The sequence below is a fragment of the Pseudomonas sp. LRP2-20 genome, assembly GCF_024349685.1.
In the GTDB taxonomy this organism is placed as follows: Bacteria; Pseudomonadota; Gammaproteobacteria; order Pseudomonadales; family Pseudomonadaceae; genus Aquipseudomonas.
Genome location: NZ_AP025944.1, coordinates 3839349 through 3865776 on the forward strand (window position 1 = coordinate 3839349; position 26428 = coordinate 3865776).

The 26428-nt window shown below is 61.7% G+C and carries 28 protein-coding genes; 2 read left to right on the plus strand and 26 right to left on the minus strand.

What is annotated here, in order from left to right:
- Positions 1–265 precede the first annotated feature (265 nt).
- The 24 genes from gpJ to OCX61_RS17235 form a co-directional block, all read right to left on the minus strand.
- Positions 266–6502, minus strand: coding sequence for a TipJ family phage tail tip protein (gene gpJ, locus OCX61_RS27220; RefSeq protein ID WP_315973257.1), 6237 nt, complete (start codon positions 6500–6502; stop codon positions 266–268).
- Positions 6503–6558: 56 nt separating this feature from the next.
- Positions 6559–7143 (minus strand): tail assembly protein, encoded by a 585-nt coding sequence (locus tag OCX61_RS17125; RefSeq protein ID WP_261940583.1) that lies wholly within the window; start codon positions 7141–7143, stop codon positions 6559–6561.
- Between the two features lie 39 nt (positions 7144–7182).
- A complete protein-coding gene (locus OCX61_RS17130; RefSeq protein WP_261940584.1) occupies positions 7183–7575 on the minus strand; it encodes a hypothetical protein in 393 nt (130 codons plus the stop codon).
- Between the two features lie 31 nt (positions 7576–7606).
- Entirely contained in the window at positions 7607–8545 is a 939-nt protein-coding gene (locus OCX61_RS17135; RefSeq protein ID WP_261940585.1) for a hypothetical protein, read from the minus strand.
- A gap of 67 nt (positions 8546–8612) precedes the next feature.
- A complete protein-coding gene (locus OCX61_RS17140) occupies positions 8613–9368 on the minus strand; it encodes a C40 family peptidase (RefSeq protein WP_261940586.1) in 756 nt (251 codons plus the stop codon).
- Positions 9369–9370: 2 nt separating this feature from the next.
- On the minus strand, positions 9371–10120 hold the full coding sequence (locus tag OCX61_RS17145; protein ID WP_261940587.1) for a phage minor tail protein L: 750 nt from the start codon (positions 10118–10120) through the stop codon (positions 9371–9373).
- 9 nt (positions 10121–10129) lie between these two features.
- Complete coding sequence (locus OCX61_RS17150) at positions 10130–10468, minus strand: phage tail protein (RefSeq protein ID WP_261940588.1); 339 nt, start codon at positions 10466–10468, stop codon at positions 10130–10132.
- Positions 10468–13869, minus strand: a complete 3402-nt coding sequence (locus OCX61_RS17155) for a phage tail tape measure protein (RefSeq protein WP_261940589.1) — start codon at positions 13867–13869, stop codon at positions 10468–10470. Before OCX61_RS17155 ends, OCX61_RS17150 begins: the two co-directional genes overlap by 1 nt.
- A 3-nt stretch (positions 13870–13872) precedes the next feature.
- Positions 13873–14097, minus strand: coding sequence for a DUF1799 domain-containing protein (locus tag OCX61_RS17160; RefSeq protein WP_410011080.1), 225 nt, complete (start codon positions 14095–14097; stop codon positions 13873–13875).
- A gap of 89 nt (positions 14098–14186) precedes the next feature.
- Positions 14187–14570 carry a phage tail assembly chaperone gene (locus OCX61_RS17165; protein ID WP_261940590.1) on the minus strand — a complete coding sequence of 128 codons (384 nt, stop codon included), beginning with the start codon at positions 14568–14570 and terminating at the stop codon, positions 14187–14189.
- A 9-nt stretch (positions 14571–14579) separates the two neighbouring features.
- Complete coding sequence (locus tag OCX61_RS17170) at positions 14580–15239, minus strand: phage tail protein (RefSeq protein ID WP_261940591.1); 660 nt, start codon at positions 15237–15239, stop codon at positions 14580–14582.
- Positions 15240–15278: 39 nt separating this feature from the next.
- On the minus strand, positions 15279–15707 hold the full coding sequence (locus OCX61_RS17175; protein ID WP_261940592.1) for a phage tail terminator-like protein: 429 nt from the start codon (positions 15705–15707) through the stop codon (positions 15279–15281).
- Entirely contained in the window at positions 15704–16357 is a 654-nt protein-coding gene (locus OCX61_RS17180; RefSeq protein ID WP_261940593.1) for a hypothetical protein, read from the minus strand. The genes OCX61_RS17175 and OCX61_RS17180 overlap by 4 nt, the downstream gene beginning before the upstream one ends.
- A 20-nt stretch (positions 16358–16377) precedes the next feature.
- Positions 16378–16764, minus strand: coding sequence for a hypothetical protein (locus tag OCX61_RS17185; protein ID WP_261940594.1), 387 nt, complete (start codon positions 16762–16764; stop codon positions 16378–16380).
- 1 nt (position 16765) lies between these two features.
- Positions 16766–17134 (minus strand): hypothetical protein, encoded by a 369-nt coding sequence (locus OCX61_RS17190; protein WP_261940595.1) that lies wholly within the window; start codon positions 17132–17134, stop codon positions 16766–16768.
- Positions 17134–17430 carry a hypothetical protein gene (locus OCX61_RS17195; protein WP_261940596.1) on the minus strand — a complete coding sequence of 99 codons (297 nt, stop codon included), beginning with the start codon at positions 17428–17430 and terminating at the stop codon, positions 17134–17136. Before OCX61_RS17195 ends, OCX61_RS17190 begins: the two co-directional genes overlap by 1 nt.
- Before the next feature lie 42 nt (positions 17431–17472).
- On the minus strand, positions 17473–18441 hold the full coding sequence (locus OCX61_RS17200; RefSeq protein WP_261940597.1) for a major capsid protein: 969 nt from the start codon (positions 18439–18441) through the stop codon (positions 17473–17475).
- Between the two features lie 9 nt (positions 18442–18450).
- On the minus strand, positions 18451–19197 hold the full coding sequence (locus OCX61_RS17205) for a DUF6651 domain-containing protein (RefSeq protein ID WP_261940598.1): 747 nt from the start codon (positions 19195–19197) through the stop codon (positions 18451–18453).
- Positions 19198–19315: 118 nt separating this feature from the next.
- Positions 19316–19933: a hypothetical protein gene (locus OCX61_RS17210; protein ID WP_261940599.1), complete on the minus strand. Its 618-nt coding sequence runs from the start codon at positions 19931–19933 to the stop codon at positions 19316–19318.
- 32 nt (positions 19934–19965) lie between these two features.
- The gene (locus OCX61_RS17215; RefSeq protein WP_261940600.1) at positions 19966–21051 is read right to left on the minus strand and encodes a hypothetical protein; all 1086 of its coding nucleotides are present in this window, start codon (positions 21049–21051) and stop codon (positions 19966–19968) included.
- Positions 21051–22430: a DUF4055 domain-containing protein gene (locus OCX61_RS17220; protein ID WP_261940601.1), complete on the minus strand. Its 1380-nt coding sequence runs from the start codon at positions 22428–22430 to the stop codon at positions 21051–21053. Before OCX61_RS17220 ends, OCX61_RS17215 begins: the two co-directional genes overlap by 1 nt.
- Positions 22431–22432: 2 nt before the next feature.
- Positions 22433–23728, minus strand: coding sequence for a terminase large subunit domain-containing protein (locus OCX61_RS17225; RefSeq protein WP_261940602.1), 1296 nt, complete (start codon positions 23726–23728; stop codon positions 22433–22435).
- Entirely contained in the window at positions 23715–24176 is a 462-nt protein-coding gene (locus OCX61_RS17230) for a DUF2280 domain-containing protein (RefSeq protein ID WP_046787140.1), read from the minus strand. Before OCX61_RS17230 ends, OCX61_RS17225 begins: the two co-directional genes overlap by 14 nt.
- Before the next feature lie 31 nt (positions 24177–24207).
- Complete coding sequence (locus OCX61_RS17235) at positions 24208–24816, minus strand: putative metallopeptidase (RefSeq protein ID WP_261940603.1); 609 nt, start codon at positions 24814–24816, stop codon at positions 24208–24210.
- Positions 24817–24903: 87 nt separating this feature from the next.
- Between OCX61_RS17235 and OCX61_RS17240 the strand changes: the two genes are divergently transcribed.
- Both OCX61_RS17240 and OCX61_RS17245 read left to right on the plus strand, forming a co-directional pair.
- A complete protein-coding gene (locus OCX61_RS17240; protein ID WP_261940604.1) occupies positions 24904–25161 on the plus strand; it encodes a helix-hairpin-helix domain-containing protein in 258 nt (85 codons plus the stop codon).
- Between the two features lie 269 nt (positions 25162–25430).
- Entirely contained in the window at positions 25431–25667 is a 237-nt protein-coding gene (locus tag OCX61_RS17245; RefSeq protein ID WP_261940605.1) for a hypothetical protein, read from the plus strand.
- Between the two features lie 37 nt (positions 25668–25704).
- On the opposite strand, the gene OCX61_RS17250 is transcribed toward OCX61_RS17245, so the two are convergent.
- Complete coding sequence (locus tag OCX61_RS17250) at positions 25705–25974, minus strand: hypothetical protein (protein WP_261940606.1); 270 nt, start codon at positions 25972–25974, stop codon at positions 25705–25707.
- Positions 25974–26285 carry a peptidase M48, Ste24p gene (locus OCX61_RS17255; RefSeq protein WP_261940607.1) on the minus strand — a complete coding sequence of 104 codons (312 nt, stop codon included), beginning with the start codon at positions 26283–26285 and terminating at the stop codon, positions 25974–25976. Before OCX61_RS17255 ends, OCX61_RS17250 begins: the two co-directional genes overlap by 1 nt.
- Between the last annotated feature and the right edge of the window lie 143 nt (positions 26286–26428).

Below are 26428 nucleotides of genomic sequence, written 5' to 3' on the forward strand. Positions count from 1 at the left end.
CCCCACGATACTGTCGTTCCATTTATAGCAACGTTAGGGTAGGCGTACAGATTCGCAAGATCGATGTCGGCCGAATTATCTTCCACAAAGAAAAATGGCTCACCTCCGAGCCCCAAGCTTGCTACCCCGATAGCCCCGTCAGCCGTTCCAGTCTCGAAAGCAAAGGTTATACGCGCCATGCGGCTCGTTGCGTCCATGACGAGCCGGCCTTGGGCGTCCCATATTTGCATACCTTGCGGCATTGGTTAATTCCTTCTTTGACTAGTCAGCCCCAGACGCCCATGCGGACTCGACGAACACCATCAACCACAATATCAATTCCGTCACGATTGATGACGGTGTAAGTTGCCTGCCTGGTGGGGTGAACCATAATTATCTGCCCTCCATTGAAGTCCAATCGTAATATTGGCTCACCAAAGTTCGAATAGGCAGCCGACGTCAGAAGCTGCCCCACAACGCCATTAACAATGGTCGCCTTCGAAATAAAGGCCTCATTGAGGAAGACTTGCCCGCCTTGTACGGCAAACGGGGACACAAACCCATTGCCAGCTGGATTCAATATCGCGAACTTGTCAGCCATCACAGCGAACGTCGATTGCAGCACACCGCCGCTGTTCTCCACGCCCAGGCCGAAGCCTGCTGCGACGTACTGCCCGCCGGCAGTGACCTGGAGTTTCACCGAGTACGAGGCGTTGACCTTGCCGTTGAGCGTGGTCTGGGCCTGCGACACCTGCTGGATGGAGGCGGCGTTGTTGCCGACCGACGTCTGCAGGCCGCTGAGCTGCTGCGCCTGGGCGCTCAGATCGCTGCCCTGCTGCGTGACCTTCGAGTCAAGCGACGACACTGCTCGGCTGGATGCTGAAGGTCCTACTCGACCAACAACGATCCAGTCGACATCAAACACCCCTCCGCTGGTACTCCCCAGATCGAGGCGCAGGCGGGTAATGGTGTTATCCACCCAGTCAGTACCTCCTGAAGCCAGGTTGGCCATGTCCCACTCAACCACCGCCGACTGCCCAACTACCAGGTTTGGGTTGGCTGCAACTGCCCGGTAGCTCCCGGCAAAGCCGTGGCCGGCGGTTTGGTAGAAGAGTTGGCCATCCCAATCCGTGGCGGCACCAGCGCGCCGGGTAATTCGCGCTCGGATGCGACTGTACAAGCCTCCGGTGATAGACAGCGTTGCCGCCGTGCCGCTCTGGAGTTGTGGGTCCGCGCTGGTGGCAGTGATCTTGATGAATCCTGCCCCCTGAGCGAGGGTTGCGCCCGCAGCTACCCAGCCTTCAGTTGTGCTATCGAACTGCCACAGCGCATCCGGTGCCGGGTCAAGGCCAGAGGATCCAAGCGCGCCCTGGACTTCCCCGACACTGTTGTTCAGTTCGGTGATCCTGGTGGACTGACTAGAGAGCGCCCCCTCCGCCGCCGTCACACGGTTGGTCACCGCGTCCAGAGCAGATGCCGAAGCTTTCGTGGCCAGGCCATTGGTGGTGCTGTTCACTGCGTTTTCCAGGGTCGTGGTGCGGCTTGCAACGCTGGCCAGCGTCCCTCCCTGCTGACTGACCTGTGAGGACAGGCCATCCACCGCGGCCGACGTGGCGGCGTTGTCGGCCGCGTTTACCTGACCATTGTCCCGCCATCCGCCTGCCCTGGAGGCGTACTCCAGCTGAGGCCTGGCGATCTCGAACGTCCCGTTTACCGCTGCCGAGGTTGGAGCAAATATACGAAAGTAAGTGACCGCTTTGACCGTGCCTGCCGGGGCTGTGGCTGTGAGTTGAACCCTCACCCCGCCTACAGAAATAGCTGTTAGCACTGTCGATGGCGTAGAAATGACGGTGCCGGCAGCGTTCAGGAACTGGATGTACAGCCTGGCCGACAACAGCCCCGAGTCGCTCATCCTCCTGAAGTAAGCCGACGAGGTTACAACCTGACCCTCACCAACAGCAGGCCGCCGTGCAGCGGTCGGGATCAACGACAGGTAAGGCGTTGTGTTGGTCACGCCGGTTACAGCAGATCTGAATGCCCTCTCGGCCGGGTTCAGCCACGAAACCACCATGCTTGGGTTGTTTACCGCAGCGCCTTCGCGCTGCCAGCCATCAGGAACAGAGGCATCACTGGTGTTCACCTTCACAAATGACGGGTTGTACAGCAGGTTCTCGCCGCCGATATCGCCAATTGAGTTGTCCAGCTGGGTGAGTTGGCTGGATGCGCTGGTCAGCCCCTGTTCCGTAGCCGCCACGCGCCCCGTCAGGGCTGTCGTGGCCGCAGCATTGGCCGCGATAGTGGCATCGGAGACGGCATTGTTGTCGCGCCAGCCGGACATCACAGAACCCTGCTCCAGCTGGACCCGATCAAACTCCACAAAACCTGAGGAAACCGATGCAGTGCCCACTATCCGCAGATAGACCGTCATGTAAGCACCCGTCGTCGGCATGGTATGTGTGACGGTTACCCTCTGCCAGCTATCCGTCAACAACCCACCACCACCCTTGTTACCGGAGCCAACCATACTGCTGTTGTAGGTGATGACGTAGATTTCATACCTCGCCCCTACCGTCCCTCTCACATGCGCGGACAAGGTGAAAGTGTCGCCTGGACTGATCCTAACTCGGTACTGTGCGGTAGGAGCTATCTCCGCGTAGGCCGATGTCGACAGGCTCGTGCAATCGATCCTTTGTGCTCTCCCTGCTGGGTCAAGGGTTGACGCAACCAGTGAATAGGTTCTGCCAGATGCGTTACCCTGGCCAAACCACCCATCTGCTACAGCCCCGCTCCCGGCTTCAAATGAGGGGTTGTAGAGGAGATTCTCGCTACCGATCTGGTTCAGCGACGTGTTGATGTTGGTGATCGCCTGTCCAGTGGCAGTGATCGCCGCGCCCTGCTGATCCACGGTGTTGGTCAGGGACTGAACCGTCGAGGCATCGGCCTTGGTCGCCACCTGGGTGAGCGCACTGGCAGCTGCAGCGGCGGCGTCCGTTGCCACCTTGTCCGTCACGGCCACCCACGCCGATCCGTTCCAACGCTTTGGCGTGTTGGCGGTGCCCGTGGTATCGATCCAGAGGTTCTGGGCCAAGCGCTTGTCGGCCGAGGGTGCGGTCGAGCCGTAGATCACCTCGCCTTTCGCGCCAGCTGCGGTGGCAGCCGCCTGAGCGGCTTGCTGCGCTGCCGTGACGTTCTGGTTCGTGGTCGTCAGGCTGTTGTTGAGGCCGGTGATGGCCTGGCCCTGCGAAGACAGCGCGCCTTCGGCGTCGGTCACCCTGGTGGTCAGGCTCTGCACCACAGATGCGTCGGCTTTGGTCTGAGCAACCGCCAGGGCGTTGGCCGCCGCAGCAGCGGCATCGGTGGCCACCTTGTCGGTCACGGCTACCCAGGCGGTGCCGCTCCAGCGCTTTGGAGTGTTCGCGTTGCCCGTAGTATCGATCCACAGGTTCTGCGCCAGGCGATCGGCGACAGCCGGCGCCGCCGACTGAACGATAACCTTGCCCTTGCCGCCGGCCAGCGTTGCCGCGTCCTGGGCGGCCTGCTGCGCTGCTGCGACATTTCCATTGGTGGTGGTCAGACCCGACTGCAGGCCGGTGATCTGCTGTGCCTGGGCCGTCGAGGTGCCTTCCAGGGTCTGCACCTTGGTTTCGACGGTCTGCACGCGCGCGGCCATGCCATTGGCAGCCTGCACAGCTTGACCGATGTCGGTCCAGTAGGTGGCGCTCGGCGGCGAGTTGCCAGCGGGCACGTCGACCTTGGCCTGGTACAGACGGCCGTCTTCGCCCAGCACACTCTGGCCTGTGGTGTAAGCCTGATCGGGCTTGTACGGCATCGAGTCGGCCAGGTCGGCGATCGTGTCGATCTGCTGCTGCAGCTCGTTCTGCACCTCATTGACGTGGTTGTTCACGTCGCTGATCTGCTCGTCCAGTTCGCTGCGGACTTCGCCCAGACGCTCATTGACCGAGCCTGGCCCGTCCTTGTCGATCAGGTCGATTCGGTCGGTCAGTTCCTTGCCCAGGTGGCTCTCAAGAATCTCGCCAGTGATCTGCTCCAGAATCGGCGACGGATCCGCGCTGGCTATGCCGGATATCGCGGTCGGCGCGACGGGGAAGAACGGCCCGAGGTTGCCGGTACGGTCCACCAGCCGCGCCCAGAAAAAGAACCGCTGCCCGGCACGAAGGCCCTGCATGACGTAGTCCTGCTGCGGGTACGCCAGGTCGGCCAGCTTGGTGGCCGCCTCGAGGTCGGTGCCCTCGCTGTACCAAATCTCGGTGCGCTGCGTGTCCTCGGCACCGACCGGGAAGCCCCAGGAGATTTTGATGCCGAACAGCAGGCTTTCGGTGTTGAGGAAGGTCACCGCTGGCGGCAGGCCCTCCTTGCCGTTCAGTTGCGTCAGGATCGAGCTTTTCCAGATCGAGGTGATGTCGAACGCGCTGACCGCACGCACGCGGGCCAGGTAGGCACCAGCGTAAATGCCAACCACATCGACAGAGGCCGCCCCGGTGCGCTGCAGGCGGATCCAGTTGCCGTTGTCCTTGCGCCATTCCACGTCGTAGGCGACGGCGCCCTCAACGGCCGGCCAAGCGATGGTCATGGTGCTGACCGCGATACCTTGGTCGATCATGTGCGCCGACGACAGTGTGACGCTGGCCGGCGGCTGCACGGTCGTGACCGGGATGACGCTGATCGGGCGCTCGTCCAGCTTGGCGCCCGTGTCGATGGCCGCGAATTTGCTCGGGTTGAACTCAAGCGCGGTGATCTCGTATTCACCCTCCTGGGTGCGCACGGTCTTCAGCACGCGGAACAGCTGGACCGCCAGGTCGTCGTAGTCGATCGCCCACTGCAGCTCAGGTTCTGGCTGCACGCTGTACGCGGTGGTCACGGTTACTGCGCGGCCGGCGACAGACTGCACGGTGCGCGCCTGGGCGGTCCCGTTCGGCAGGTTCAGGATCAGGCGGTCCCCGGCCTTGATCGGTGTGTCACGGTCCAGCGTCACGACGCGTCCGGCTGCCGACGAGATCCGGCCACCGTTCGGCCGGCCCGCCACCAGTTCATCAGCCACCGGGATCACGTAGCCCGGCAGCGGGATACGGCCTTCCATGCCGGTCTTGAAAGTGACGGTGCGATCCTGGCTGTTGCTCAGCAGAGCCCATTTACCGCGGCGCTGAGCCTCGGAAGCACGGGTGCAACCGATGGCAGAGATCTCCACCGGGCGGTCCCGGTACCGGCGCTGGAGCGCGTTATCGGTCACCGGGATGACGTCGGTGTCGTAGTTGTTGGCTGGATTATCGTAGCTGACCAAGGCCCGGCTGTAGTGGGTGTTGCGCTCGGCGCCGCCATAGACGAAGTCACCGTCGATGACGTTGGCCCGGGTGAACACGTAGTCGATGTCCCGGGCGCGCGGCATGTCCGCCTGCATGAACAGCGAGCCGTGGGCCCAGTACACCATGCCGCGGTAGATGGCCGCCAAGTCACGGAGCAGCGTCCAGGCCTCGGCGCGGCCCTGTAGGTTCATGTCGCACAGGTAGCGCGGCTCTTGGCCACCCACGCCGTCCGGCACCATCTGGTCGCAGTACTGGGCGATGCGGTACATCTCCCACTTGTCGACCATCCACGACTTGATGCGCTTGCCCAGGCCAAAACGATCCTCGACGCACAGGCCGTAGGTCACGAATGCAGGGTTGTTGGTCCAGGCCTGCTTGAAAGTGCCATCCCACACGCCGGAGTAGGTGCGCCCCACCGGGTCGTAGTTGCTCGGCACGGGCCAGCGCCTGGCCTTGCATTTCACTGTCACCGACGGGATGTTCTGGAACTGCTGGGCATCGAACTCGATGTACAGCAGAGCGGTGTTTGGGTACCGCAATTTCTCGTCAATGATCTCGGTGTAACCGGCGATGGTCATCGTGTCAGCGATGGTGCCGCTGTTGGCGTTCGGAGTGATCCGGCGAACGCGCAGCATCCAGCCGGAGGTGGCCGCCGGCAGGTTCACACGCACCGAGCGCTGGTAGCCGTTGGTGGTTTTGCCGTCTACGGCGCCGAGGTGGGCTTCCACGTACGCGCCGCCGTCAGTGGCCACATCGATGGCGTATTCGATGCGGTAGCCGTTGGTGTTGCCGCTGCTGTCCTGCTGTACCAGGCGCGGCCAGGACATGCGCACACGGACCGCAGAAAGCTGCGTGTTGCTCAACGCCCGGCTGAAGGGGTTGTCGCTGCGCAGCTCGACGTTCACCGTGGTCTCGTTCTCGATCGCAGGAATACCCTGGATGTAGTCCTGCTCCACAGAGCCGGGGCGCCACTCCCACTTCACACCGGGGAAGTTTACATTGCCGCCAGCATCCATGATCGGCGTGTTGTCGAGGTAGATATCGCGGTCGGTCGGCGTGCCGTCAAACTCTCCCTCACCTACGGCCAGCAGAATGCTAGCGATGTTGGTCGACTGCAGGCTGTCCGGTGCCTCAACAGGCGTCTTCGGCTTGCTACTGCCGCCTTTCGCGCCAGCAACTTCCAAGTGCTCTGCTACCCCCATACTTTTCTCCAGGCAAAAAGAAACCGCCCGCAGGCGGCTTGTTGGTTGTGATGACGCTACGTCTTGTCTTCTGCGCGAATCGAGGCGGAAATAACAGCACCGCCCCAGCGGCGCTCGCCGATGCAAATCGGGACTGGGTTGCCGCTGGCAGTAGTGTTCTTGGCACTGCCGAAGGCGTAACTCGGCAGGTTCTCGGGTGCAGCGCTTTGTGATAAACCCTTCGCTTGGGGGCTGAGCATTTGGATGACGCCACCAGCGACCAGTGCAATGCCTATCTGCAAGGTAGGGGCGCCAAAGAAGCTAGCCACGATCAGTACCACTCCGATTATTGTCTGAAGCACTCCGCCGCGCTTACTCCCTTCCACTACGGGAACGATACGGACCTCTTGGGTTCCACGGCGCCCTAAGTCATCCATACCCACATTCTTCCGGTTACGAAAAATGGCGAACCGCATTCCCATCCCGCTGAGTCGCTTAATCTCAGCCTCAAATCCGTCAAGTGTCGCCTTCAACGCGCCGAAGGCTTCACTCGTTGTCCCCTCCTCGAGCTTTCTGCGATGCACCCGACCAAACCTCTGAGCAAGCGACCCGGAAAGCTTGATTGTTGTCATCGGGTCGTAGTGCGCGGCTGATGCTGTCATAGTTTCCTCAGGCATTAAAAAACCGCCCGAAGGCGGCAGTTAAAATGTGGTTGGCTTTATGCTTACATCCCCGTCCACTGACGTGTAAATTCGAAACCTTTTGATCTGCCCCGCTTTTATTTGAGCCTCTGCTTCGAGTCGCTCAGCATTCATTCCACAAAGAGCCTTGCCGTCGAGCGCAGCTCCCACCATCCATTCACCAGCCGGAACGTTGAAAGAGGCTTTCTCTTTGGGGTTAAGTCGAGCTACTGGCTCACCGTTGATGTAAACAGTCGCATAGCAACCCCCTCCTGGAAATCCGCTATCGCGCGTGACGATGATCTGACCACCCTCGCTGATGTTGGCCTGATAACCAATGACTCTGCTAGCCGGTGCCTGCGTAGCTTCATTTAGCGGTACAGGTGATGTTGAACAACCAGCTAGAAAAGCCATACCAAGCCCGACAATCAAAGTCCTTGTGATCCTACTTCCTATCTTTAGATATGGCACACCGAGCATCCAATCGAGACTGTTCTTCGCGTTTCGGTACCATCAGAGACCAAGCTTCGTCTGAGATGATGAATGGATAGTCATAGCGAATCTTTCCTACCGAGAAGTAGGATGCCTCTCTCACGTTTCTAGTGATTAGCTTGTCACCCTCGTCAGGCCACGATGGGTAGATTCCATCGGGATCCGTCTTGCCAAACTTTTCAGTCAAAAATTTGAAGCCTGCAGTGTATGAGGCCTTGGTCCCTGGAACCACCAGGGCTTGGTAGAATACATCGTTGTAGAAGCAAAGCGTTGCCTTCGCAACAACTACGCCTTTGAAAACTCCCTGGAGTTGTTCACCGGAATAGCAGATGTCACCACGCGCTTCGCTGGATACCGGAAGATCAGGCTTTCTACCAGGATAAGCGCTACCAATTTCAAATCCCAGGATAGAAATAGATGGCCCAGGTTTGTACTCTACGTCGATTCCTGTCAAATCAAAACGATACTGCAAGTTAAATTTGTCGACGGGAATTTCTACGTAGAGAAACTTAGCATTGATCACAGCCCCCGAGAACGCGCCCATGCTTGTCGGAATGAAGCTTTTGCCGTCCTTGGAAGCGAACGAAACAGACTGTACCGCCCCATTCTCGAATCGCACTTGGAGGTTGCAGGTCTGTTTACCCTCCTCACGGGATGGGCAATCGTCCGCAGTTGCCGACTTCAGTTCCAGCATGACCCCTGGAGCACCATCACCCTTATCAAAAACCCTCAGGTCAAGACTCGGCCCCTCACCCCTAACCGGTGAAGCCTCCTGGCTGTACATTGCAGCACTAGTACCCCGCATCTCGTCCGGAAGATCGGTCTTCATCCATCCCGCGTTGGCCATTATTGGAACAAAGCCAACACACAATCCTAGAATCTTTCCCGCCATCTTGGCCTCCTTTTGGATAGCGGCAATCTAACACCACCAGTGGGCAGGCACCAAAAAAGCACACGCCTCAATGGGCGTCTCGATGACGCAGCAGAAGCCGTGCCCGATCAAACCAGGGGCCGCCAAACACAACGATTTCAGACGGTCGCCCCAGAAGATGGTGCAGCATGAATGGTCCAGGACCGAAAACCTCTGCATGTTCTTCGGACAGCTGCACATTGTCGCCGAGGTAGATGCCTGCGTGGTTCGGGTGAGCAGTGCGGCCCACGGCCATGACGATCATGTCGCCGCGCTGCGGCTGGCTGACCTGATAGAAGCCGGCAGCTTCGTAGGCCTGCTCATACAGGCTCGGCCCGTCAGCTTGCTCCCACCACCCCTCCTCCCGGGCATACGCCGGGAACTCCAGCCCCCACTCTCGCTTGTACCAGTCTGCACAGACCTGCCAGCAGTCCCAGGCGCCGTGTACGAACGGCCGGCCCAGTAGCGGCGTGTGGCCGGTCGGCGTGATGGTGCGCAGGTCGCCTTCCGGCCACGACAGGATGTACCAGGGCAAGCCCGTGGCTTCGCACATGGCCAGATCGCGTGGCGAAGGCCTACTGGTGGCGTCAGGGTGCGAGTGCACGATGCCGATCACCTCACCCTGGTCCTCGGCTGCCGCGTATTGCTCAGGTGAGATACGGAACTCCTCTGCAGGCTCGGTGGCGGTGTTCTCGCAGGGCACGTAGCGCTGGGCGCGCCCTACGGCAATGATCAGTCCGCAGCACTCGCGCGGATATTCAGCCGCGGCGTGCGCTTGCACGGCGGCGAGCATGTGTTTGCGCATCGTCAGCTCCGTGCGATCAGGGAAACGGCCGGGAAGCCACCGAATGGCAGCTGATTACCTTGACCGTGGCGGACAGTGCAGCCGGTGTCCAGGCAGCCGTTGCACTGGTCCTGGGCCGGGTCGTCCGTAGGATTGCCGTCCATGTCGTAGTAGGGGCCGGTGTAGCCGCAGTTCGGGCCGCGGTAGCCGGCGGTCATTGCCCAGTGGCAGAGCTGGGTCATTTGTCGGCCGATCGTCTCCCCGCCCACGTCGCCAGGGCTGGCCAGCTCCCATGAAACCGTGGTGCCGTTCTCAGACACCTTCTGGTCGATGTACCAGACCTCGATGGCTTCCTCGGTTGGGTCGGCCTCTGGATTGCCTGCCTGAAAATTCACTGCATCCAGGTACCGCGCCATCGTGTGGCGCATGGTCAGTTTGAACTCGAGCAGGTTGTCGAAGGCCAGGCACAGGGCTGTAATCCGGCCGTTGACGTTACCCACGGTGAGCGTGGGGCGCACGGCGGTACCGTCCGAGTTCGCTTCGATGCCCTCGATCTGCATGGGCCAGGCGCCATACTCATTGCCCTGCCACCAGATCGATTTGGCTGGCAGTTGATCGGCATCGACGCCAGCGGCAAGCAGCTCCTCAGGCGTGTGCGGTATTGCGTGCCCATGGAACCGCAGCACATCGGCGCCGAAGTCCGAGCCATCTAGCTCGAACAGCAGAACCTCGTTACCAGGCTCCAGGGTCTGGATGTCCTTGATCAGTGACATGCGAATTCCTTACGGGTGGAAGGCTCGCGCGAAGGTTGCGGAAACCTTGAACCGCCCGCCGCCCACAGGCGTGGGCTTCGGATCGGCGCAGGTGAACAGCCCCAGATCACCGAGCGGCGTGGACCACAGAAAGGCCCTGGCGCCGCCGTGCCGATCGAAGAACTCCATGATCTTGCGGACCTGAGCCTTCGTGCCAGTCACGGTGATCGGGTAGCTGTCCTCTTTGTTGTTGGGGCCATCGCCCGCCACCTGACGGTACCCGCCGCCAAACTTCGACTCGCGGACCCGGTAGGTGATATCGGGCGTTTCACCACGCTGGGTTGGCCAGCTGAATGTTTCGATTGCCATCAGCGCCTCGCTTGTGTGTTTCGGTAGCTCACGCCACCTGGTCGCCAGGAATCTGCAACAGCCTTCTCGGCAGCGAGCTGCAACTGCTTCTGCATGTTCTGCTGAAGGAGCGCCTGGTCGAGCTCCATGCCTTCGTCACTACGATCCGCGACGGCAACGCTGATCGGTGCTGACACGCTGATCATCGTTCCCGAGCTGCTCGTGGCAGTTAGGGCTGGAGTGACCCCAGCCCCGAGCGGGGTGATAGAGCCGCCCTGCTCGCCCATCATCAGATAGGTCTTGCCTCCCTGGCTCAGCAGTTCAGGCCCCAACTCATTCACCTGATAGAGCGAGTTCGCCGCTACCGGGCCGCCGACTGCGCGCTGACCAGAGACAAAGTTGTCCATGATCTCAGGGACGTAACCGGCCTGGGTTGATCCGGCCGACGTCGTTCCCCCTCCGAACCACGCAGAGGCCGCCATCGAGCCCAAGCTCACCAAGCTGCCCAGTAGGCCCGAAGCAGCACGCTGGGTTTCTATCCGCACCATGTCGGCCAGAATCGATTTGGTGAAGTCGGCGAACGAGAACTTGCCGGTCATGGCGAAGTTCACGACCGCGTCCTCCATCGAGCTGAAGGCGTTGGTGAACAGGGATCTTGTCTGCCCGGCGACATCCCGGGCCTGTTCCAGGTAGTTCTGGAAGGCCGACGACGCCCCCTTGCGCCAATCGCCCTGGGCGGCCGTCATCTGGTCGTAGTTGGCGATGGTGGTTTCCTGCAGGTCCTTCTCGGCCTTGCCCAAGGCAGCTAGCTTCTGGTTGTACTCATCGAGGCTCATGCCGCGAGAGCCATCACCGTACTGGTTGGCCAGATCCAACCGCTGCTGGTTCACACGATCGGTGATGCCGTTCTGCTGATCCTGCAGGCCGCGCTGTCGATCGCCGAGCCCAAGGCCGTCAGCGGAACGCTGCCCCTGCAGCCTAAGCGCCAGGACCTGCTGGTTGAGGGCATCGGTGTAGGTCTGCACGGCCCTGGCCTGTTTGGCCAACCGACCTTGCTCATTGGTAGCCAAAACCGAAAGCTCGGTATCGGCGTCCTTTTGCGCCTTCACCATGGCGGCGCGGGCGTCAGCAATCTTCTGATCGAGCTGGATTCGCTGCTGGGCGCTGGTGCTACTCCGCCCCTTGGCATCCTCCAGCGCCTTGATCTCTGCCTCGTAGGCGTTCGTGACCTCGACCTTTTGCTGCTCGAGGATTGCGGCCCGCTGGGCTGCGTACGACTCTTGCGAGATCAGACCGGCCTTCTGTGCCGCGTCCAGCTCTTTCTGGTGGTTCTTGTACTCGGCCAGAATGGCGCTCAGCGCGTTCTTCTGATCGTTGAACCCGGAGAGGTCGACTGACGTGGTACGCCCGGCAGGATCCTTGAACTGCTTGGCGATGTCGGCCTGCACCCGGGTGATGTTCTCGGGCTTGAGGCGCTCATCGTTCGGATTGACCTTGCGAATCGCGTCCAGAGACTTGTTGTACTCCTTCAGCGCATCCTCCCGCTTTTCAGCGTTGGTCCTGGCGGACTTCTCCAGGGCGTCGATCTTGCCGATTGCCACAATGGCCGCCTGCTGCCGCTGGGCATCCAGCTCTTGAGCCCTCGCAATGGCTTGCTGAGTGTCTCGCTGCTGGATGAGAGCTTTGAGCTCAAGGTTGGCGTCGGTCAGCTTCTTCTGCGCTGCGGTGTCGTCAGGATCACCGTTCACCGCACTCTGCGCCGCTGCCAAGCGCTGCTGCGTCTCGACGATACGACTTTCGATGTTCTGGTCGCGGCCAATGTTTTTGACCGAGTCTACGGTGGCAGCAACCTCGCCCCGCAGGGCTTTCCAGCCACGCTCCCAGATCGACAGGTTCTCGGTGACCTCCTTGCTGCGGTTTTTGATGGTATCGACGTAGGTGTCGGTGAGCAGCTTGGCGGCCCCGATGGTGTCGCCCTGCTCCTTCAAGGCAACGATCTGCGAGTAGGTGGAAGCAGTGAGGAAGTTGTATTGCTCGTTCAGCTCCTTGGCCGCTGCGACCGGGTCCTTGCCGATCTTTACAAACTCAGCGACGGTCTCCTCCACTGCGCGGCCTGTAGCATCCCGCCATTCAAGCGCAGCCTCGGTGATCTCGACAAAGCTTCCGGCGGCAACCTTTCCGCTACCGGCCAGCTGAGTCAGCACCTCAGCAGCGGCGCCGGTGGTCCCCACCGTGGCCGATACCTGAGCAGCCATCCCAGACAACCGGTCAGCAGTAGTGCCTGCCGCGTTGCCGGTGGTGATCAAGGCCTTCTGGAAGCCTACTGCCTCTTCACTGCCCTTGTAGTAGGCATAGCCCAGCACGCCAACGGCAGCTGCGGCGACAGTGAACGGGTTCACCAGGCCCATGACGTAGCCGCCCAGGGCCTTCACGGCCGGGCCCACGCCCCCGAACATGTCCTTGAGCTGCCCGCCCTGCTGCAACAGCACGGTGAGCGGCGCCTGACCGCCCTGCAGGGACACCACGATGTCGGTGAACTGCGCCGGCACGCCGCGTAATGCTGCAGCCGTGGCCTTGGCCGACATGCCGGTCTTGTTCAGCGCGGTATCGGCACCGCCCAAGGCCGCACGCGCCTGGTCGATCTTCGTCTGGTACTCGCCGAAGGTCTCCGCATCGAGCGCGCCACTGGTGCGGAAGCCCTTCAGCTTCTGCTCCATCTGGTCCAGCCGGCCCATTGCCGCGACTGTCGGGTCGATCTTGCCCAGCAGCTCCTCAAGGGCCTGGCCTTCTTCCCGATGCGCGCCTGCGGCCTTCTTCGCCGCCTCCGCCTGGCGCTCCTCAGTAGCTATCAGGGCCTGGGCCCGGCTGTTGATGGCTGCCTGGCGGCTGGCACTGTCGGACAGAACGGCGTTCGCCTGGGCGGTTACCTCGGCGCTCTGCTCGGTTGCTCGGTTGAGCGATTGAACGTACTGGCTGGCCTCCAGGGACGCCTTGGCCACGGCCAGAATCCTGGCCTGCTGCTCGTCGGCGGATTCGGCGGCGCGCCGGCCGGCCTGGGCACCGGCATCCGTGGCGCTGGTGAGTGCCTCCTGTACCTTGCCCGCCTGCGCGGCCTCAGTCCGGAACGCCCCCATGTTGGCGGCGGCGCTGCTGAACGCCGTGGAAGCGCTGGTAACGGCGCGCCCCACGGTGGCCATCTGCTGCGCCAACTCGGTCTGCTTGGCGTTGAGCGCCTGCAGCTCCTGCACAATCTGCCGGGTATCACCCTGCAGGCTGCCCAGGACGGTCTCCCAGGCACGCCCGGTTCGACCGGCCGATTCCTCGCTGCGCTTGCCGGCATCAGTCAGCTGGTCAAGGTTGTCCTTGGCCTCAACGGCATCCCCGGAGTCGATCTGAAGACCGAGAGAAGCGATGGTGGTCATGGTCTACTCCATGGATTCGGCCATGACGGCCAAGGCCTCGACCTCCATGACGCGGAGATCGGAGAAAATGTCGGTGAGGTCGCGGCGCTTGATGCCGAGCATTGATGCCGTTGCGGGGATGGCTGTGTAGTCCAGGCCGGACGGACCGCCAGAAGCTACCCTCCACTGCGTGCCAAGGGCATCGAACAGGCGGAAGGCTGGCCATGCATCTGGCCAAACCTCCACCACCTCCTCCTCGATGTCATCAGTGGTCAGCCCCAGCGCCGCCAGTTGTTCGGCTGATGGGCCCCGCTCGTAACAGGCCCGGGCCGCCGCCCTCAGTTTCCCAGGCGGGCCGGGCTGTAGGCGGCCTGGAACGCATCGACGACCGCCTTCGGCGCGCCGGTGCAGGTGCGCACCAGGTCAGCGATGGCCTGGGTGCTGAACTCGTCCTCCAGGTCCCAGCCAGTGACGATCTCGCCCAGCTGCTCGGCCTGAAGGGCGATCTCACCGGTGGTGACCTCCTCCCACGTTGCCCCGTCCTTCTGGGCCTTCGCCGCCCAGGCGTCGCGCGCCTTGTTCCAGCGATCGAACATCGCGGACAGGGCCACGCGGTCCATGTAGCGGAACTGGAACTCAACGGGCGCCGGCTCAGCGCCAATGCGCGGAACCTGCACCACGGCAGTGAACGTGGGGTTCTGAGCGATCTTGATCTTCGCCATGAGGGCTCCTTACGCGCCGGCCAGGATACGAACGGGACGGCCCGACAGCGCGATGCTGATGGTTCGCGTCATGAGGTTGTTCCGGTCCATGGTCGGGGTGGTGGTGATGCTGACGTAGCCTGGATAGAGAATCTGGTCGCCACCCGGCAGCTTGAGTCGCACCACCACGAGCTCCTTGCTGTCGCCGTAGTTCTCGACCAGGGCGACGTAGGCGGCAGTCGGCTGGTCTTCGACGGTGATCGACAGCGTGATCGGGTTGCGGTTGGTCGGGAACTGGCGGTCGTCGTCATCCTCCAGATAGCCCACGGTCAGGTACTGCTGCTCGCCACCGGCCGAAGTGAACGCGGTCACCTTGGAGATCTGCGCCCAGGCGGTCACGGGGAGCACCGAGCCCACGCCGGCGCCCGGGGTGTACTTGTCCACGCTGGTGGTGTTGAGGCCTTTCAAGGCGAAGGTGTCAGCAGCCACGTTTGCAGCACTGACAGCGCGGTCGGCGATGAGCGCCCAGCCGGAGCTGACCAGCAGAACGTCGCCATTTGCGATGTCGTGATCGGCAGCGGTGGCCACGGGCGGCGCGGCATTGGTCAGGGCGGTGAAGACTACGGCTGCACCGAAAACGCTGGCGATTTCCAGCACAGCGCCGTTCGGCAGCGGGAATTTTGCGGCCATGAAGTATTTCCTCGTTGTTGCCCGCCGGGCGGCGGTTGGTTATGCCCCAGCGGGCGATTGGTCCGCGACTCCGCGGTAGGTGAAGCTGGTCGGGACTGTGTAGGTCGCCGACTCGGTGATGGTTGGGCCCTGGTCAACCGGTTCGGTCACCAGGCCCTCGAAGCCGCTGCGGCTGAGCGCCGAGTCCAGCTGGAAGAGGCCCGACAGCTCGTCGACCAGAGTCTCGGCGGTAGCTAGTGGCTGGCCCGCCGGGCAAACGATGCTCACCTGGTAGATGCCGGTGTACTCGTAGGCGTCGCTACCCAGGTAGCGGCAGGTGGTTCCCGCCGGCAGTTGGAACGCCTGCAGGTAGGTTTCGTCGGGCCCGGCCTCGAAACCCTGCTCGAAGTTCGCGATCCGGATCGGGCGCGCCGTGGCCCATGCCATCAGCTTGATCTCGATGGCCTGTCGTGCACTTGCGTGGCTCATGCTCGGTGAATCCTGATGGCTTCTTCGACGATGCGCTGGAAGTCGGCGACGGTGACTCGCACCATGCCGCCAGGCGCCTGTGAACTGTGGCCGTACTCCAGAGGGATGGCATACGGCAAGTTGTTGACGATGTAGGCGACCTCGCCGGCGGAGAGATCACCGGCTGCCAGGAGAAGCCTGTCCAGCGTCTCGCCGGCGCTCTCGATGTCCTCGATCTCGCCTGCGGCTGGAGCGCCGGTGGTGAGCTGCCAGTTACTGCGGAAGCGGCCGCCCACGTAGCCCTGGCCAACCCTCCGGACGCCGAACCCGAAGTTCTCGCGCTGCTCGCGCTTGGTCAGCGGCTTTCGCAACTGCAGGCCGCCTTTCAGGTTGCCGCTTTTGGTGTAATTGGCCTGGTCGGACGTGATGCCGGCATTGATGGCCGCCGCCTTGGCGTTGTAAGCCGCGATCTGCTCGGCCGCGCTGCCCTGGGCCTCGACGTTCACTTTCCAGAGATCCGGGTTGCCGACCGGCGACATGGTCACCAGCTTGCGGCCGACCATGATGACGACCTCACGGAAGGTCAGGTCCATCGCCTCCTTGGCGGCCTCTGCGAACTGCTCCAACTGGGCAGCAAAGCTGCCATCCAGGCCGCCGTAGCGGCTGGTCATATGTGAGCCGCGAGCCATGGTCACTTCCTCAGCTGAATGATCCAAGTGGCCTTGGCCGCGTCCTGTCCGACGTTCATGACTCGGTAGCCGCTGATGCGGTCACCGATGGCGGGGATGGCAGGGACTTCCGTGACCGCGTCGCCATCCTTCACGAACAGCTCGTTCTGCAGCGCCTTGAGGCGTACGTCTGTCGCCAGGATGCGCGTACCGTCGATCTCACGGGCCTTGTACTGGCCGAAGACACCGCGACCGGCATAGTGCAGCGTTGTCGCTGGCGTGCTGCCGCCCTTCTCAGGGTCATAGGTGCCAGGTACAGACCGGCTGCCATCAACCACCGCCACTGCGTCGGCCAGATCCGTATCGAAGGCCTGGGCCAGCTCGGCCTGTAACTCGCGTCGAAGCCCCATGTCACCCCCTGACGATCTTGACCTGGCCTGCGCCCAGATACCGCGCCAGCAGGGCCAAGGCGAAGGACTCACCAGCGCTGATGGCCTTAGACGTAGCCGAGTAGGTCTTGCTGCTCGACACGCCGTCCGCATCCACGGACTTGCTCAGCACGCCGGTTTCCTTCGCCTGGTACAGATTGCCCGCAGCCGCCTCCACCGCCACCTCCGCGCCCGCCTGCACGACATCGGCGGGAACCGTGTCGAACTCGGGCAGGCCCTGGTTGGCGAGCCAGGTGTTGGCCATCAGCACCGCGCGCGCCTTCTTTTCATCCGGAGCCCAGGCCTGCCCCAGCAGCGCGTCGACCTGATCGATGCTGATGTAGGTCGTCATTACGCGGCCCCGTCCAGCAGTTTCTGCAGGTCTTCCAGGGTGGCTTCAGGCGCGAACTGGACGCCCTTCTCGGTCAGCGCAGCCTGCAGCTTTACCTTCTGCTCGGCTTCTTCAGCGGCTTTCTTTTCCGCTGCGGACTTGCCGGCCTTCGAGGCTTCACCCTCCTTGATCGGCTCGGGATGCTCGTAGCCCTCCGGCGCGAACTTGGCGTCGATGATTTTGTAGCCCTTGCGACGCAGGAAGGTCTTGCGTTCTGCCGACACCGGGTGCTGCTCGTAGATGATGCTATCGCTCATGGCGATCTCCTGAGGAAGGCGCCCCGAAGGGCGCGGTACCGGTTACTTAGTGGCGTCGCCGATGGTCATGACGCCGGCCGAACCCTTGATGCTGTTCGCCACCAGATCCCAGTTGGTGCCGGTGGACAGCTCGGAGTTGGTAGGCGACTTGCCGCCGTTGGCGGTGTCCCAGGTGTAGCCCTTGAGGCCCAGGCCGAAGGTGTAGTCGGCCTGCATGGTGGTCTCGATGCGCTCCTTGCCGTTGGAAGTCTCGATGTTGGTGATCAGGTCGGAACCATCCATCACCATGGCCGCACCGTCGGCCAGGCTGAGCACCTTCTGCTTGTTCGGGGTGCCGGCCTCGTACAGCGCCGGGGCGTCGGTGACGATGACCGACTTACCCAGCACATCGACGACCAGAACACCGCCCGCCTGGAACAGCTGCTGGTTGTTGGCCAGGTTCTTGCCGATCAGCGCGTGGTATTGGGCGCCAGTCATGACCTGGGCGATCAGTCGTGCCGAAGCGTCGCCGAACAGCGCGTGGGCACCGTTGATGGCGATGTAGTCGACGCCAGCGGTTGCCGACACGTCGTTGAGCGCCCCCGGCTGGTTGCCGATGGCTGCGACCAGAGCGGCGATGGCAGTGTTCAACTGGTCCGAGACGATGGCTTCGGACAGGTTGCGGCTGATGACCTCCAGCGCTTCCTCGGGGTTTTTCTGTACCCAGGACAGCTGTGCAGGCTCCCACAGGATCGGGCCGAAGCCGCCTGCGATCTTCACCGAGTCGTACTGCTTCTGCGACAGCGGGGTCGCCGCCTGGCTGCCGTTCGCGGCGTAACGGTCAACGCGACGCTGAGCGCCGTGCAGGCCCGCCCAGAACGATTCCTGCAGGAAGTCACCGTCGATGCCCTGAGTGGTCAGGCGAATCGATCCAGCCGAGGCGGCGTTGAACTTGTCGACGTCCTGGGTCAGGGTTTCGATGGTGGCGTGGCGAAGGTATTCGTTGAACACCTTCATGTTCGAAAGGGCCATTGGGCCTCCTTATTCGCTTGCGATCAGGCCTTTCATGGCTTCCAGGCGCTCTGCCTTGGTGCCACCGAAATTGCCCTGTGTGGTTTTGTTGCCACCACCGCCGTTCGGGGCGCCGCCGCCATTGGCACCGGAACTCTTCAGGATGTGGTCGCGATGGGGGTACTGCGAGACGAGGGTTTCCAGCGCTTCGTTGAAGTCGGCCAGCTCACCCGGGCGGCTGCGGCTGAAGATCTTCTGGCCTTGGGCGTCGTAGGCGACCACCTTGCCTTCTTCGATCTTGAAGCTGTTGCCGAAGGTGGCCTGAACCATGTCAGCCGGCACCGCCATCTTCTCGGCGATGAACTGCGAACGGGCGAAGCTGCCGCCGATCTTCTCGGCATACAGCTGCTGCTCGAAGCCCTGCGCCTTGGTGTTGGCTTCGTCGAGCTGGGTCTGGAAGGCCTTGCTGATCTCGCCCTTCACCTTCTCGATCTCGCCGGCATCCACCAGCTTCTTGGCGTCGAGGTTGGCGACGATCTCCAGAGCTTTCTTGGCAGCCGTGGCATCCTCGATGCCTTCGAACGCCTTGGCGGTCTTCTCGAAGCCGTCGGCGCGCTCGCGGTGCGACTTGGCTTCGGCATTCAGCCGGGTGATGGTGTTGCGGGTGCCCACGGCATCGAAGGCGACCTCCTTGCCATCGTCCTCGACGTAGACCGGCTTGCCATCTTCGATCACGGCGTACTGCTTGCCATCCACTTCAATGGTCTTGAGTTTCATGTCGTCTCTCTGGGCCATCCGGCCAGTTGATGAGCCATCCGGCCCCAGTTGCGCCCCGTCCATCCGAACCGCAGGCAAAAAAAACCCCGGCTAGTGCCAGGGCAATAATTGAATTCTTTCAGGTGTCCGATATGGACTCACGCCACTCTTTACTCGCACGCTCTTGTTCTAGATAGCGGCGCATGTACGACACGTACACCGAGTCGAGCGGGACTGAAAAGCGTCCTAGGCTGGTCGTGACCACCAGCATCAGGGCTGATAAGTCTTTGAATTTCTCCTCTGCATCCATTGCGATTTGTAATCGATGTTTGTTAGGCACGAGAACCGAAACCATCTCTCCAAAATCGATGCGGCCGACCGGGAAACGAGACTCAAGATAACTGCCCGAAGAAAGACCGATTCTTCGATCAGATGATTTCGACTGAATGTACAGCCCGGTTACCAAGGACGGTCGATTGCCGGAAGAAATGATCTTTATCGACAACCCTACATCCATCGAAGCTTGCTCGATAAACAGCCTTTCGGTGTTCTCCCTGCGCTGCTTTTCACTAAGCCAAAGAGTGACGGCAACTGCCAGGAGCGCACCCAGCCCAGAAACCCAGTCACCAACGCTTCCCCAATCAGGGACGAACTCAACCGTTGACTGTGGGTTCAGATTGATACCGGCTGTCAGACCTGCAAGCGCAGACAAGACAGCAACGACCGAAACTGCAGCCACTACAGCGACACCCTTCATTGAGTCATACCTGTACTCGGAAAAGTCGCGGATTATATGGCACCGGATAAGCGGCTGAGCAGTTGTTCAAGGGTGAGGAGCTTTCCCTTGTCGTTGTAGAACGTGCTGAGCTTCAGCCCGCCCTCGCGCATCAGTCGACCACGCTCAGGGCCAAGGATCTCGTCCTGGCGCGCTGCTGACTGCTTGCTCAGCCATTCGGCATAGGTGGTCGACTCCGGCACTTGGCCGTCCATGCTCGCCCGCGTTGCGCCGTCACTGAAACCCAAGACCTTGGCGCTCTTGAGCACCGGAACTTTGGAGGATCGGCAGCAGAAGTGGATGCGTCCCGGCCCGGCCAGCCACGGGATAGTGTGGCCAATAGGCTTGTAGGTGCCTAGGGTGTAAGGCAGCCGGTCGCGAATCCGGCAGTCGCTCGATGTGTGGTTGTCCAGCGTACTGAGCCACTCAACGTGGCTGATGATGTCGCTGTTGGCCTCATACGCTGCGTCGCTGGCTGTTTCGGCAGTATGGGATACCGCAGACCGCACTACCGCCTCAACGTCGCGCCTGGCCTTCTGGAGGGCCCCGTCGGCGTAATGCTGCACCTTGGTGCCCATGACCGTGCGGACGACATCCGCAGTGGTGCGCCCCTCGACAACGCCCGAGCGCACAGCGTCGCGCACTGTGGCAGCGCGGCTGGACTCGATGCCGGCCATCCACTCCCTCAGCAGGCGCCCCTGGAATGGTCGGGCCTGGGCGATCGCCTTCACCGCGCTGAACGCCGGGGAGACGACCGGGTATGCCTCCTGCACCAGCGCCGGAAGAACGGCCCGCAACGCGCTCTGCTGGAACGCCAGCTCGTAGCTGATCAGCCCGTCGGTCACCTGGTCCATGGCCAGGCGAATCTCAATGAAGGTCTGCTGGTTGATCCGCAGCACCGCCGACAGGGCGATATCGACGGCCGCAGTTGATAGGTCGATGCCGAGGTTGTCGATCGCGTCGATCAGCGCGGCCCGCAGGTCGGCGTCCTTGCTGTTGAGGATCTTGATGATCGTCATCACCTGGCTGTTGCTCAGCCTGGACAGGTCGACCTCATGCCCGATCAGCTCGTTCAGCAGCTTCTCGTTGGCCGTCTTCATCACAGAGTACCGAGGGCCGGGCCCTGGGCCTCAATCTTCGCCAGCTCATCGTCCCAGTCGTATTCGTCGCTGATCACACCGCGGCGCTGCATCTCGGTGAACAGCGTCTCCTTGGAGACCATGCCGGCATTGGCCATCGAGACCAGGGTTGGTAGCGAGACCTCTGGCATGTAGTCCACGTCGTAGTTGCCGCGCATCTCGACGGTGCCGCCGTCGCCGAGGCTGCGGTACTCGGCCATGAACTGCAGCAGCTGCGCCAGGCAGTCGCCGAAGTGGTTCGACATCCGCTGCAGGGGGGACAGCTCTTGCGCCGCCTCCTCCTCAGCCTGGGTCGCGGTCTTGGTCGCGGCCCTCTCAGGCGTGAGCAGCTTGCCGCCGGCCATCCGCATCTCATCGAGCAGGTCCTTCAGCGCGGTGCGGCCGGCTTCCACGGCCTTGCCGGTGTGCTCCACGTACTTCAGGTCGCCACTGGCCGGCAGGTCGGTCAACGACCCGGTGCCGACCTTGAACTCCGGCGGTACCGGCCTCCCCTGGTCGGTGAACTGCATCTGCACGCCGATGCGAGCCAGAATCGGGACGCGGATGACGTGCAGGATGTTGTCCTGGTCGCTCTGGCTCTGCCAGTGCTTGACGTTCAGGTGGGCCAGCTCCAGCAGCGGCGGCTTGGCTGTCATGAAACCGGTGCGCCCGGTGTAGAAGGTGGCCCATGGGATGCGGTCCAGGCTGGTGGCGCCCTGCTCGTGGAGCGCCCAGACCGCCTTCGACGTTGCGCGGCGGTAGGTTCGCCACCCGCCGGGGATCAGAACGCGGATCTGCTCGACGCACTTGGCGCCGAACTCGCCATCCTCCTCCTCGACCACCTCGCGGTAGCGGACCATGGTCAGCACGCCGCCTTTGGAGCGCCAGCCCAGCACCTGGGATGGCTTCACCATCACCACATATGGGCGGACGCCGGCGGCCTGCTCCTCGGCCTTCGTCTTCAGCCCATCAACTGACGGGTGATCGACGAATGCGTGGCAGAGGCCGAACCCCAGTCCCTCGCGAAAGAACTCTACCGCCCACGAGTTCAGGTCATTGCCGGCCCGGTCGATGTCCGTTGCCATCGCGACGATGTCCTCGGGCACGCCATCGCCAAGCTGCAGGGGCTCAGCGAACACCCTGGCAGTCATGTTGCTGATCGTCTCAGAGTAGGCCGGCAGTAGCGTCGAGAGGCGCAGGCGTTCCCGGTAGCCTTCGTCCGACTCGGCCGGGTACTGCGGCAGCAGCTTCTTGCCCACTGCCCGCATCGCCATAGTCCCACCCATGAGCGGCGTGATCACAGCCCAGTACCCACGCATCTCGTCGACGGCGGGAAGCGTGATGCTTGGGTTATCGCTCATGGTCACATTCTCAAGGATTGGGTCACGATCACTGGTTTGACGATCGGATAGTCATGGTGGATGAAGTAGCCGCCAGCGTCGTTGGCGTGGTCGTTGCCCTGGCTCTTGTCCGGCTCACCTGTTGGCGCCCAGATCTGCTGCTCTAGGCAGTCTGCGTAGGTTGGGCAGAGATCTGTGTTGACCCGGTAGCGGCGCTCGCCGGCCGAGTTGCAGAACATGGCGTTCATGGCATTGATCCGGTCTTTCACCGGAGGGTTTGCCTCTGGCGCCATCACTGTAAATCCGGCCTGGCGCAGCAGCTCAAGGTCAGTGGTGCTCGCATTGACCGATTTCCGGCCTTTGCCCGAGGCATCGGGGAACACCAGAATTTCGCGCGTCTTGTGGTAATTGCCTTCGGCGTACAGCCAGTAGCGCTCCTTGATTTGGCGGATCATGTCGGGCGTGTCGTAGCCGTTCATGATCTCGCCCACCGCATGGGGCATGCCCAGGCGCTTGACGTGGACGATGGCCGACATCTTGCCGACGTTGAAGTCCATGCCCACGAAGATCGGCTCGCCGGGCTGCACTGACTCGTGGCTGCCGTTCAGCTTGCGGTTGTAGGCGGTGTAGATCGACCCGGAGTTGAGGTTGACGAACTGGCCATTCAGGTAGGCCAGGATCAGCTGTTCCGGGTAGGAGTCCATCAGGGATGGGATGTAGTCCGGTGGCAGGTTCAGCTCGTTGTCGAACGTGCTGGCCTGCACCAGGCCGTACATGCCCTGCATCGCTGGCTTCTCGCGCAGCTGCTTCACGAACTGCTGGTAGACGAACTTGAACCCCTCGGGGGTCGTGGTCACGTCCACGCCGTTCTTCAGCCCGGGCACGTTGTAGCGCATCCGGGCGATGATCTTGCGCCAAGCATGCTCAGCTTTCAGCGCGGGCAGAACGTCGAGTTCGTCGACCAGGGCGTGCCCGATCTTGAAGCCCACGATGGTCTGCGGTTTCTCCATCGAGCGGCAAATGGTCGTGCTGCGGTACCGGCCGCCGCTATAGAACTCGACCTCCTTGTCGCTCTCCTTCGTCTTGACCTTCAGGCCCCAGTCGAAGGCGACCTCCTCGATGGTCGGGAAGAAGATGTCGCGGATCTGCGGGTAGGTCGGCGCGAAGTAGCCTGAGTCGATACGAGGCCACTCCCAGACATGCTTGCACAGCGCCGCGCATCCCACCCAGGTCTTACCGGAGCCGAACCCGGCCACAAAGCCGCGGAACTTCTGCTCCATGCGCAGGAAGCTGGCCTGGGGCACGTTAAGTGACGGCATCCGGCTTCCTCGCATCCACTACGTCAACCTGCACCCGGGTGGGCGGCACGTTGTCGTGGGGATTCTCGTTCTTGGTCTGGCGGTTCACGTAGACGTCGCCGACCTCTTTGGCCGCCTGCTCCAACAACTGGGCAGTCAGGGCCATGTTCTTCATGCTCTCGGCCTTCTCGGCCATCCTACCCAAGGCACGGAGACGGTAGGCACGATGCGCAATGGGGATGTCGGCCGTCTCGGCTGTGAACCGCTCCCGGCATGCATGGAACATGTCCGCCCAACGCTTAGCCAAGCCGCGCCCGGCATACTTGGTTGGGTCATGCCCCTCGCACACTTGGCGACTGACATCTACCCCAAATTCTTTCTTGACGGCCTCCACCACCTGGGACGGTGTATCGAAGCAGGCCAGAGCCTGAACAATGAAGGCTTTGACCTCGCTTCGTAGTGCTGCCATGTGAATGTCATCCGTCAGGACCTGTCAGGATTCAGGCCGACTTGATCAGGCAGGTTCCGCAGGCCCTCGAAATGTTGATCTTGGCCACCTCAGGCGGCCGGCTTGCAGCGTCGATAAGCTGCTGTACGTCCTCGCTGGCACCGTAGCGCCTCACCACCCCGACGAACTCTTCGACGTCATGGCCGCGTAGGTAGAGCTTGGGTAGCCCATCCTGGGTGAACTTGGGAGCGCCGTACTCATCGGTTGCCTGGTCGATGTGATAAAGCTCGTGTTCGACCAGGGCGCAGAACTCAGCGTCGGTGCATTGCGCGCAGTAGTCGGCGGCCAGGGTGATGAGGTAGGTCGGCTCCTCGCCGAACCACTGGCGCATCTGCTGCTCTTGCCGGGCTTTCTGCCATCCGCCAGCGCGGAACATCAGCTGTTCGGCCTGACCGAGAACCACCCGCCCCTGCTTGGCGAACCCTGTCGATGCCCAGAGCACGCCGATGTTGGCGTCAATCAGATGGGCGTGCTCGGGGTTATGGATGCTCCCGGTCTCCGCCAGCATCTCGCGGTGGATCCATTCCCATAATTCAGGGGCGGGACCTAGCGTAAGCCAAAGCGAGTCAAGCAGATCAGCTGGTGGTAATGGTCTAGCCAAAGTTCTTGCCCTCAAGCCGCTTGTGGCACCGACTTCCTACATGAGGCAAACTTCCAATGCACCATTGATCAGATAGGGATTTCACTGATGCCATTTCCACCGAAGGAACGTGCTGCACTATTGGAGCTCAAGGGCGTAGGCCCAACGGTCATTGCCAGACTTGAGCAGATGGGTATCGAAACATTGGCAGAGCTGGGCAGAGCCGATGTTACCGACATCTTGGCCCGAGCATCTGCCGCAGTGGGATCGACATGCTGGAGAAATAGCCCTCAAGCAAGAACCGCTATTACTGCCGCCGTCGATTTTGCGAAAGGTGCACTTAGCGAAAAGCACGTCCTTACGTGACCCCATCATTTTGCGCGTCTCGACATGAGCGTGCCCGTGCAGAATGGCAATGATCAGCCCGTGAGGCAGCCCTGCGGCCTCGGCTGCCTCGATTTCAAAAATTAGAACCCCTCCCCAATTCGGTTAAGACAGCTTTGATCTCACTGCCAATCGGCAACTCATGCCAGATACGGATGACACGCTCCGTCATGGAATCGTCTCCGTGAGTCATGTTGATGCCTTCTCCGAATAGAACTAATACTTAACGATCTGTCTGGGGAGACACGAGCATGCAACCAAGATTCGTTATCGTTCCAGGCGTGCCAATCGAGGGGGAGTCGTTCCACATTGGCAACCGGTTCTACTCCAACACCACTTCGGGCGGCTTCGACATCTACGACAATCAAGAGAAGGAAAGGCTTAAACGTGCCTTTGCTGATAAATCAGTTGCCTCAGTCGCTTGCGATAAGATGAACGCCGACTCACGCAATCCGGACGAGCTATTTCCCGTGCTGCGCTCCGAGTGAAACGTCACGAAACGGCGCGTTTCGAATTTTTGACGCCCTACCCTTGCCGGAAAACACGGCCGCGCTGGGCCACCGCATACAGGACTATGCCGAGCTTGAGAATGACGCCGTACAGTGTGGGCACGTGGCCGTTCATAGCCAGTACGAACGCGCCGAAGGCGCCGATGGCTACCAGGTAGAAAGCGACAGCCAGCAGCGGGTGATCCATGGGGCGTATGCGCCGCAGGTAGTCGCAAGCTGCGATCACCACCAGAACGCTCAGGAATGCATTCGCGCCGATCAGGACTTGAATGAGGGTAGAGCTCATCAGGTAGCCCCCTTGGCTCCGAACTGACTCACCACCGACTTCAGGACTGGGATGATGTTCATTGCCAGTAGGCCTATGAGGAAGGCCACGCCGTATTGGGTTTCTCCGCTTGTGCCAAGGCCGAAGTAGCTGATGGCGAGCGGGGTGCAGAAGATCGCGGATGCGAAGCCGGTGAAGAAGGCGGCGACCGCCTGGCCACGCGTGAGGCCCCGCAGAAAGGTCAGCGAGAGGATCGCTCCTGCGAAGCCGCCAATGATCACGCCGTACTTCACCAGCAGGACGCCGGCAGTCGTGCTTGCTGGTTCGGCCATGAATGGTTCCTAGAAGAAAAGGCCCGGAGGTGAGGTCCTATTGAGGGACCGGGCAAACGTGCGGAGCAGCACATATTGAAAGCCCCGGACGTTGCGAGACTCAGAATGGTAAGCGTACATCCGTTAAACGGATGGGAAGACAA

What these genes read in the sequence shown, in the direction of transcription:
- OCX61_RS17245 (WP_261940605.1), top strand. Translation starts at nt 25,431, where the DNA reads ATGCAACCAAGATTCGTTATCGTTCCAGGCGTGCCAATCGAGGGGGAG.
- gpJ (WP_315973257.1), bottom strand. Translation starts at nt 6,502, where the DNA reads ATGGGGGTAGCAGAGCACTTGGAAGTTGCTGGCGCGAAAGGCGGCAGT.
- OCX61_RS17175 (WP_261940592.1), bottom strand. Translation starts at nt 15,707, where the DNA reads ATGAGCCACGCAAGTGCACGACAGGCCATCGAGATCAAGCTGATGGCA.
- OCX61_RS17215 (WP_261940600.1), bottom strand. Translation starts at nt 21,051, where the DNA reads ATGAAGACGGCCAACGAGAAGCTGCTGAACGAGCTGATCGGGCATGAG.
- OCX61_RS17150 (WP_261940588.1), bottom strand. Translation starts at nt 10,468, where the DNA reads ATGGCAATCGAAACATTCAGCTGGCCAACCCAGCGTGGTGAAACGCCC.
- OCX61_RS17220 (WP_261940601.1), bottom strand. Translation starts at nt 22,430, where the DNA reads ATGAGCGATAACCCAAGCATCACGCTTCCCGCCGTCGACGAGATGCGT.
- OCX61_RS17165 (WP_261940590.1), bottom strand. Translation starts at nt 14,570, where the DNA reads ATGGCGAAGATCAAGATCGCTCAGAACCCCACGTTCACTGCCGTGGTG.
- OCX61_RS17135 (WP_261940585.1), bottom strand. Translation starts at nt 8,545, where the DNA reads ATGGCGGGAAAGATTCTAGGATTGTGTGTTGGCTTTGTTCCAATAATG.
- OCX61_RS17190 (WP_261940595.1), bottom strand. Translation starts at nt 17,134, where the DNA reads ATGACGACCTACATCAGCATCGATCAGGTCGACGCGCTGCTGGGGCAG.
- OCX61_RS17130 (WP_261940584.1), bottom strand. Translation starts at nt 7,575, where the DNA reads ATGGCTTTTCTAGCTGGTTGTTCAACATCACCTGTACCGCTAAATGAA.
- OCX61_RS17195 (WP_261940596.1), bottom strand. Translation starts at nt 17,430, where the DNA reads ATGAGCGATAGCATCATCTACGAGCAGCACCCGGTGTCGGCAGAACGC.
- OCX61_RS17180 (WP_261940593.1), bottom strand. Translation starts at nt 16,357, where the DNA reads ATGACCAGCCGCTACGGCGGCCTGGATGGCAGCTTTGCTGCCCAGTTG.
- OCX61_RS17255 (WP_261940607.1), bottom strand. Translation starts at nt 26,285, where the DNA reads ATGGCCGAACCAGCAAGCACGACTGCCGGCGTCCTGCTGGTGAAGTAC.
- OCX61_RS17225 (WP_261940602.1), bottom strand. Translation starts at nt 23,728, where the DNA reads ATGCCGTCACTTAACGTGCCCCAGGCCAGCTTCCTGCGCATGGAGCAG.
- OCX61_RS17230 (WP_046787140.1), bottom strand. Translation starts at nt 24,176, where the DNA reads ATGGCAGCACTACGAAGCGAGGTCAAAGCCTTCATTGTTCAGGCTCTG.
- OCX61_RS17155 (WP_261940589.1), bottom strand. Translation starts at nt 13,869, where the DNA reads ATGACCACCATCGCTTCTCTCGGTCTTCAGATCGACTCCGGGGATGCC.
- OCX61_RS17140 (WP_261940586.1), bottom strand. Translation starts at nt 9,368, where the DNA reads ATGCGCAAACACATGCTCGCCGCCGTGCAAGCGCACGCCGCGGCTGAA.
- OCX61_RS17205 (WP_261940598.1), bottom strand. Translation starts at nt 19,197, where the DNA reads ATGAAACTCAAGACCATTGAAGTGGATGGCAAGCAGTACGCCGTGATC.
- OCX61_RS17145 (WP_261940587.1), bottom strand. Translation starts at nt 10,120, where the DNA reads ATGTCACTGATCAAGGACATCCAGACCCTGGAGCCTGGTAACGAGGTT.
- OCX61_RS17200 (WP_261940597.1), bottom strand. Translation starts at nt 18,441, where the DNA reads ATGGCCCTTTCGAACATGAAGGTGTTCAACGAATACCTTCGCCACGCC.
- OCX61_RS17170 (WP_261940591.1), bottom strand. Translation starts at nt 15,239, where the DNA reads ATGGCCGCAAAATTCCCGCTGCCGAACGGCGCTGTGCTGGAAATCGCC.
- OCX61_RS17210 (WP_261940599.1), bottom strand. Translation starts at nt 19,933, where the DNA reads ATGAAGGGTGTCGCTGTAGTGGCTGCAGTTTCGGTCGTTGCTGTCTTG.
- OCX61_RS17185 (WP_261940594.1), bottom strand. Translation starts at nt 16,764, where the DNA reads ATGGGGCTTCGACGCGAGTTACAGGCCGAGCTGGCCCAGGCCTTCGAT.
- OCX61_RS17125 (WP_261940583.1), bottom strand. Translation starts at nt 7,143, where the DNA reads ATGACAGCATCAGCCGCGCACTACGACCCGATGACAACAATCAAGCTT.
- OCX61_RS17250 (WP_261940606.1), bottom strand. Translation starts at nt 25,974, where the DNA reads ATGAGCTCTACCCTCATTCAAGTCCTGATCGGCGCGAATGCATTCCTG.
- OCX61_RS17240 (WP_261940604.1), top strand. Translation starts at nt 24,904, where the DNA reads ATGCCATTTCCACCGAAGGAACGTGCTGCACTATTGGAGCTCAAGGGC.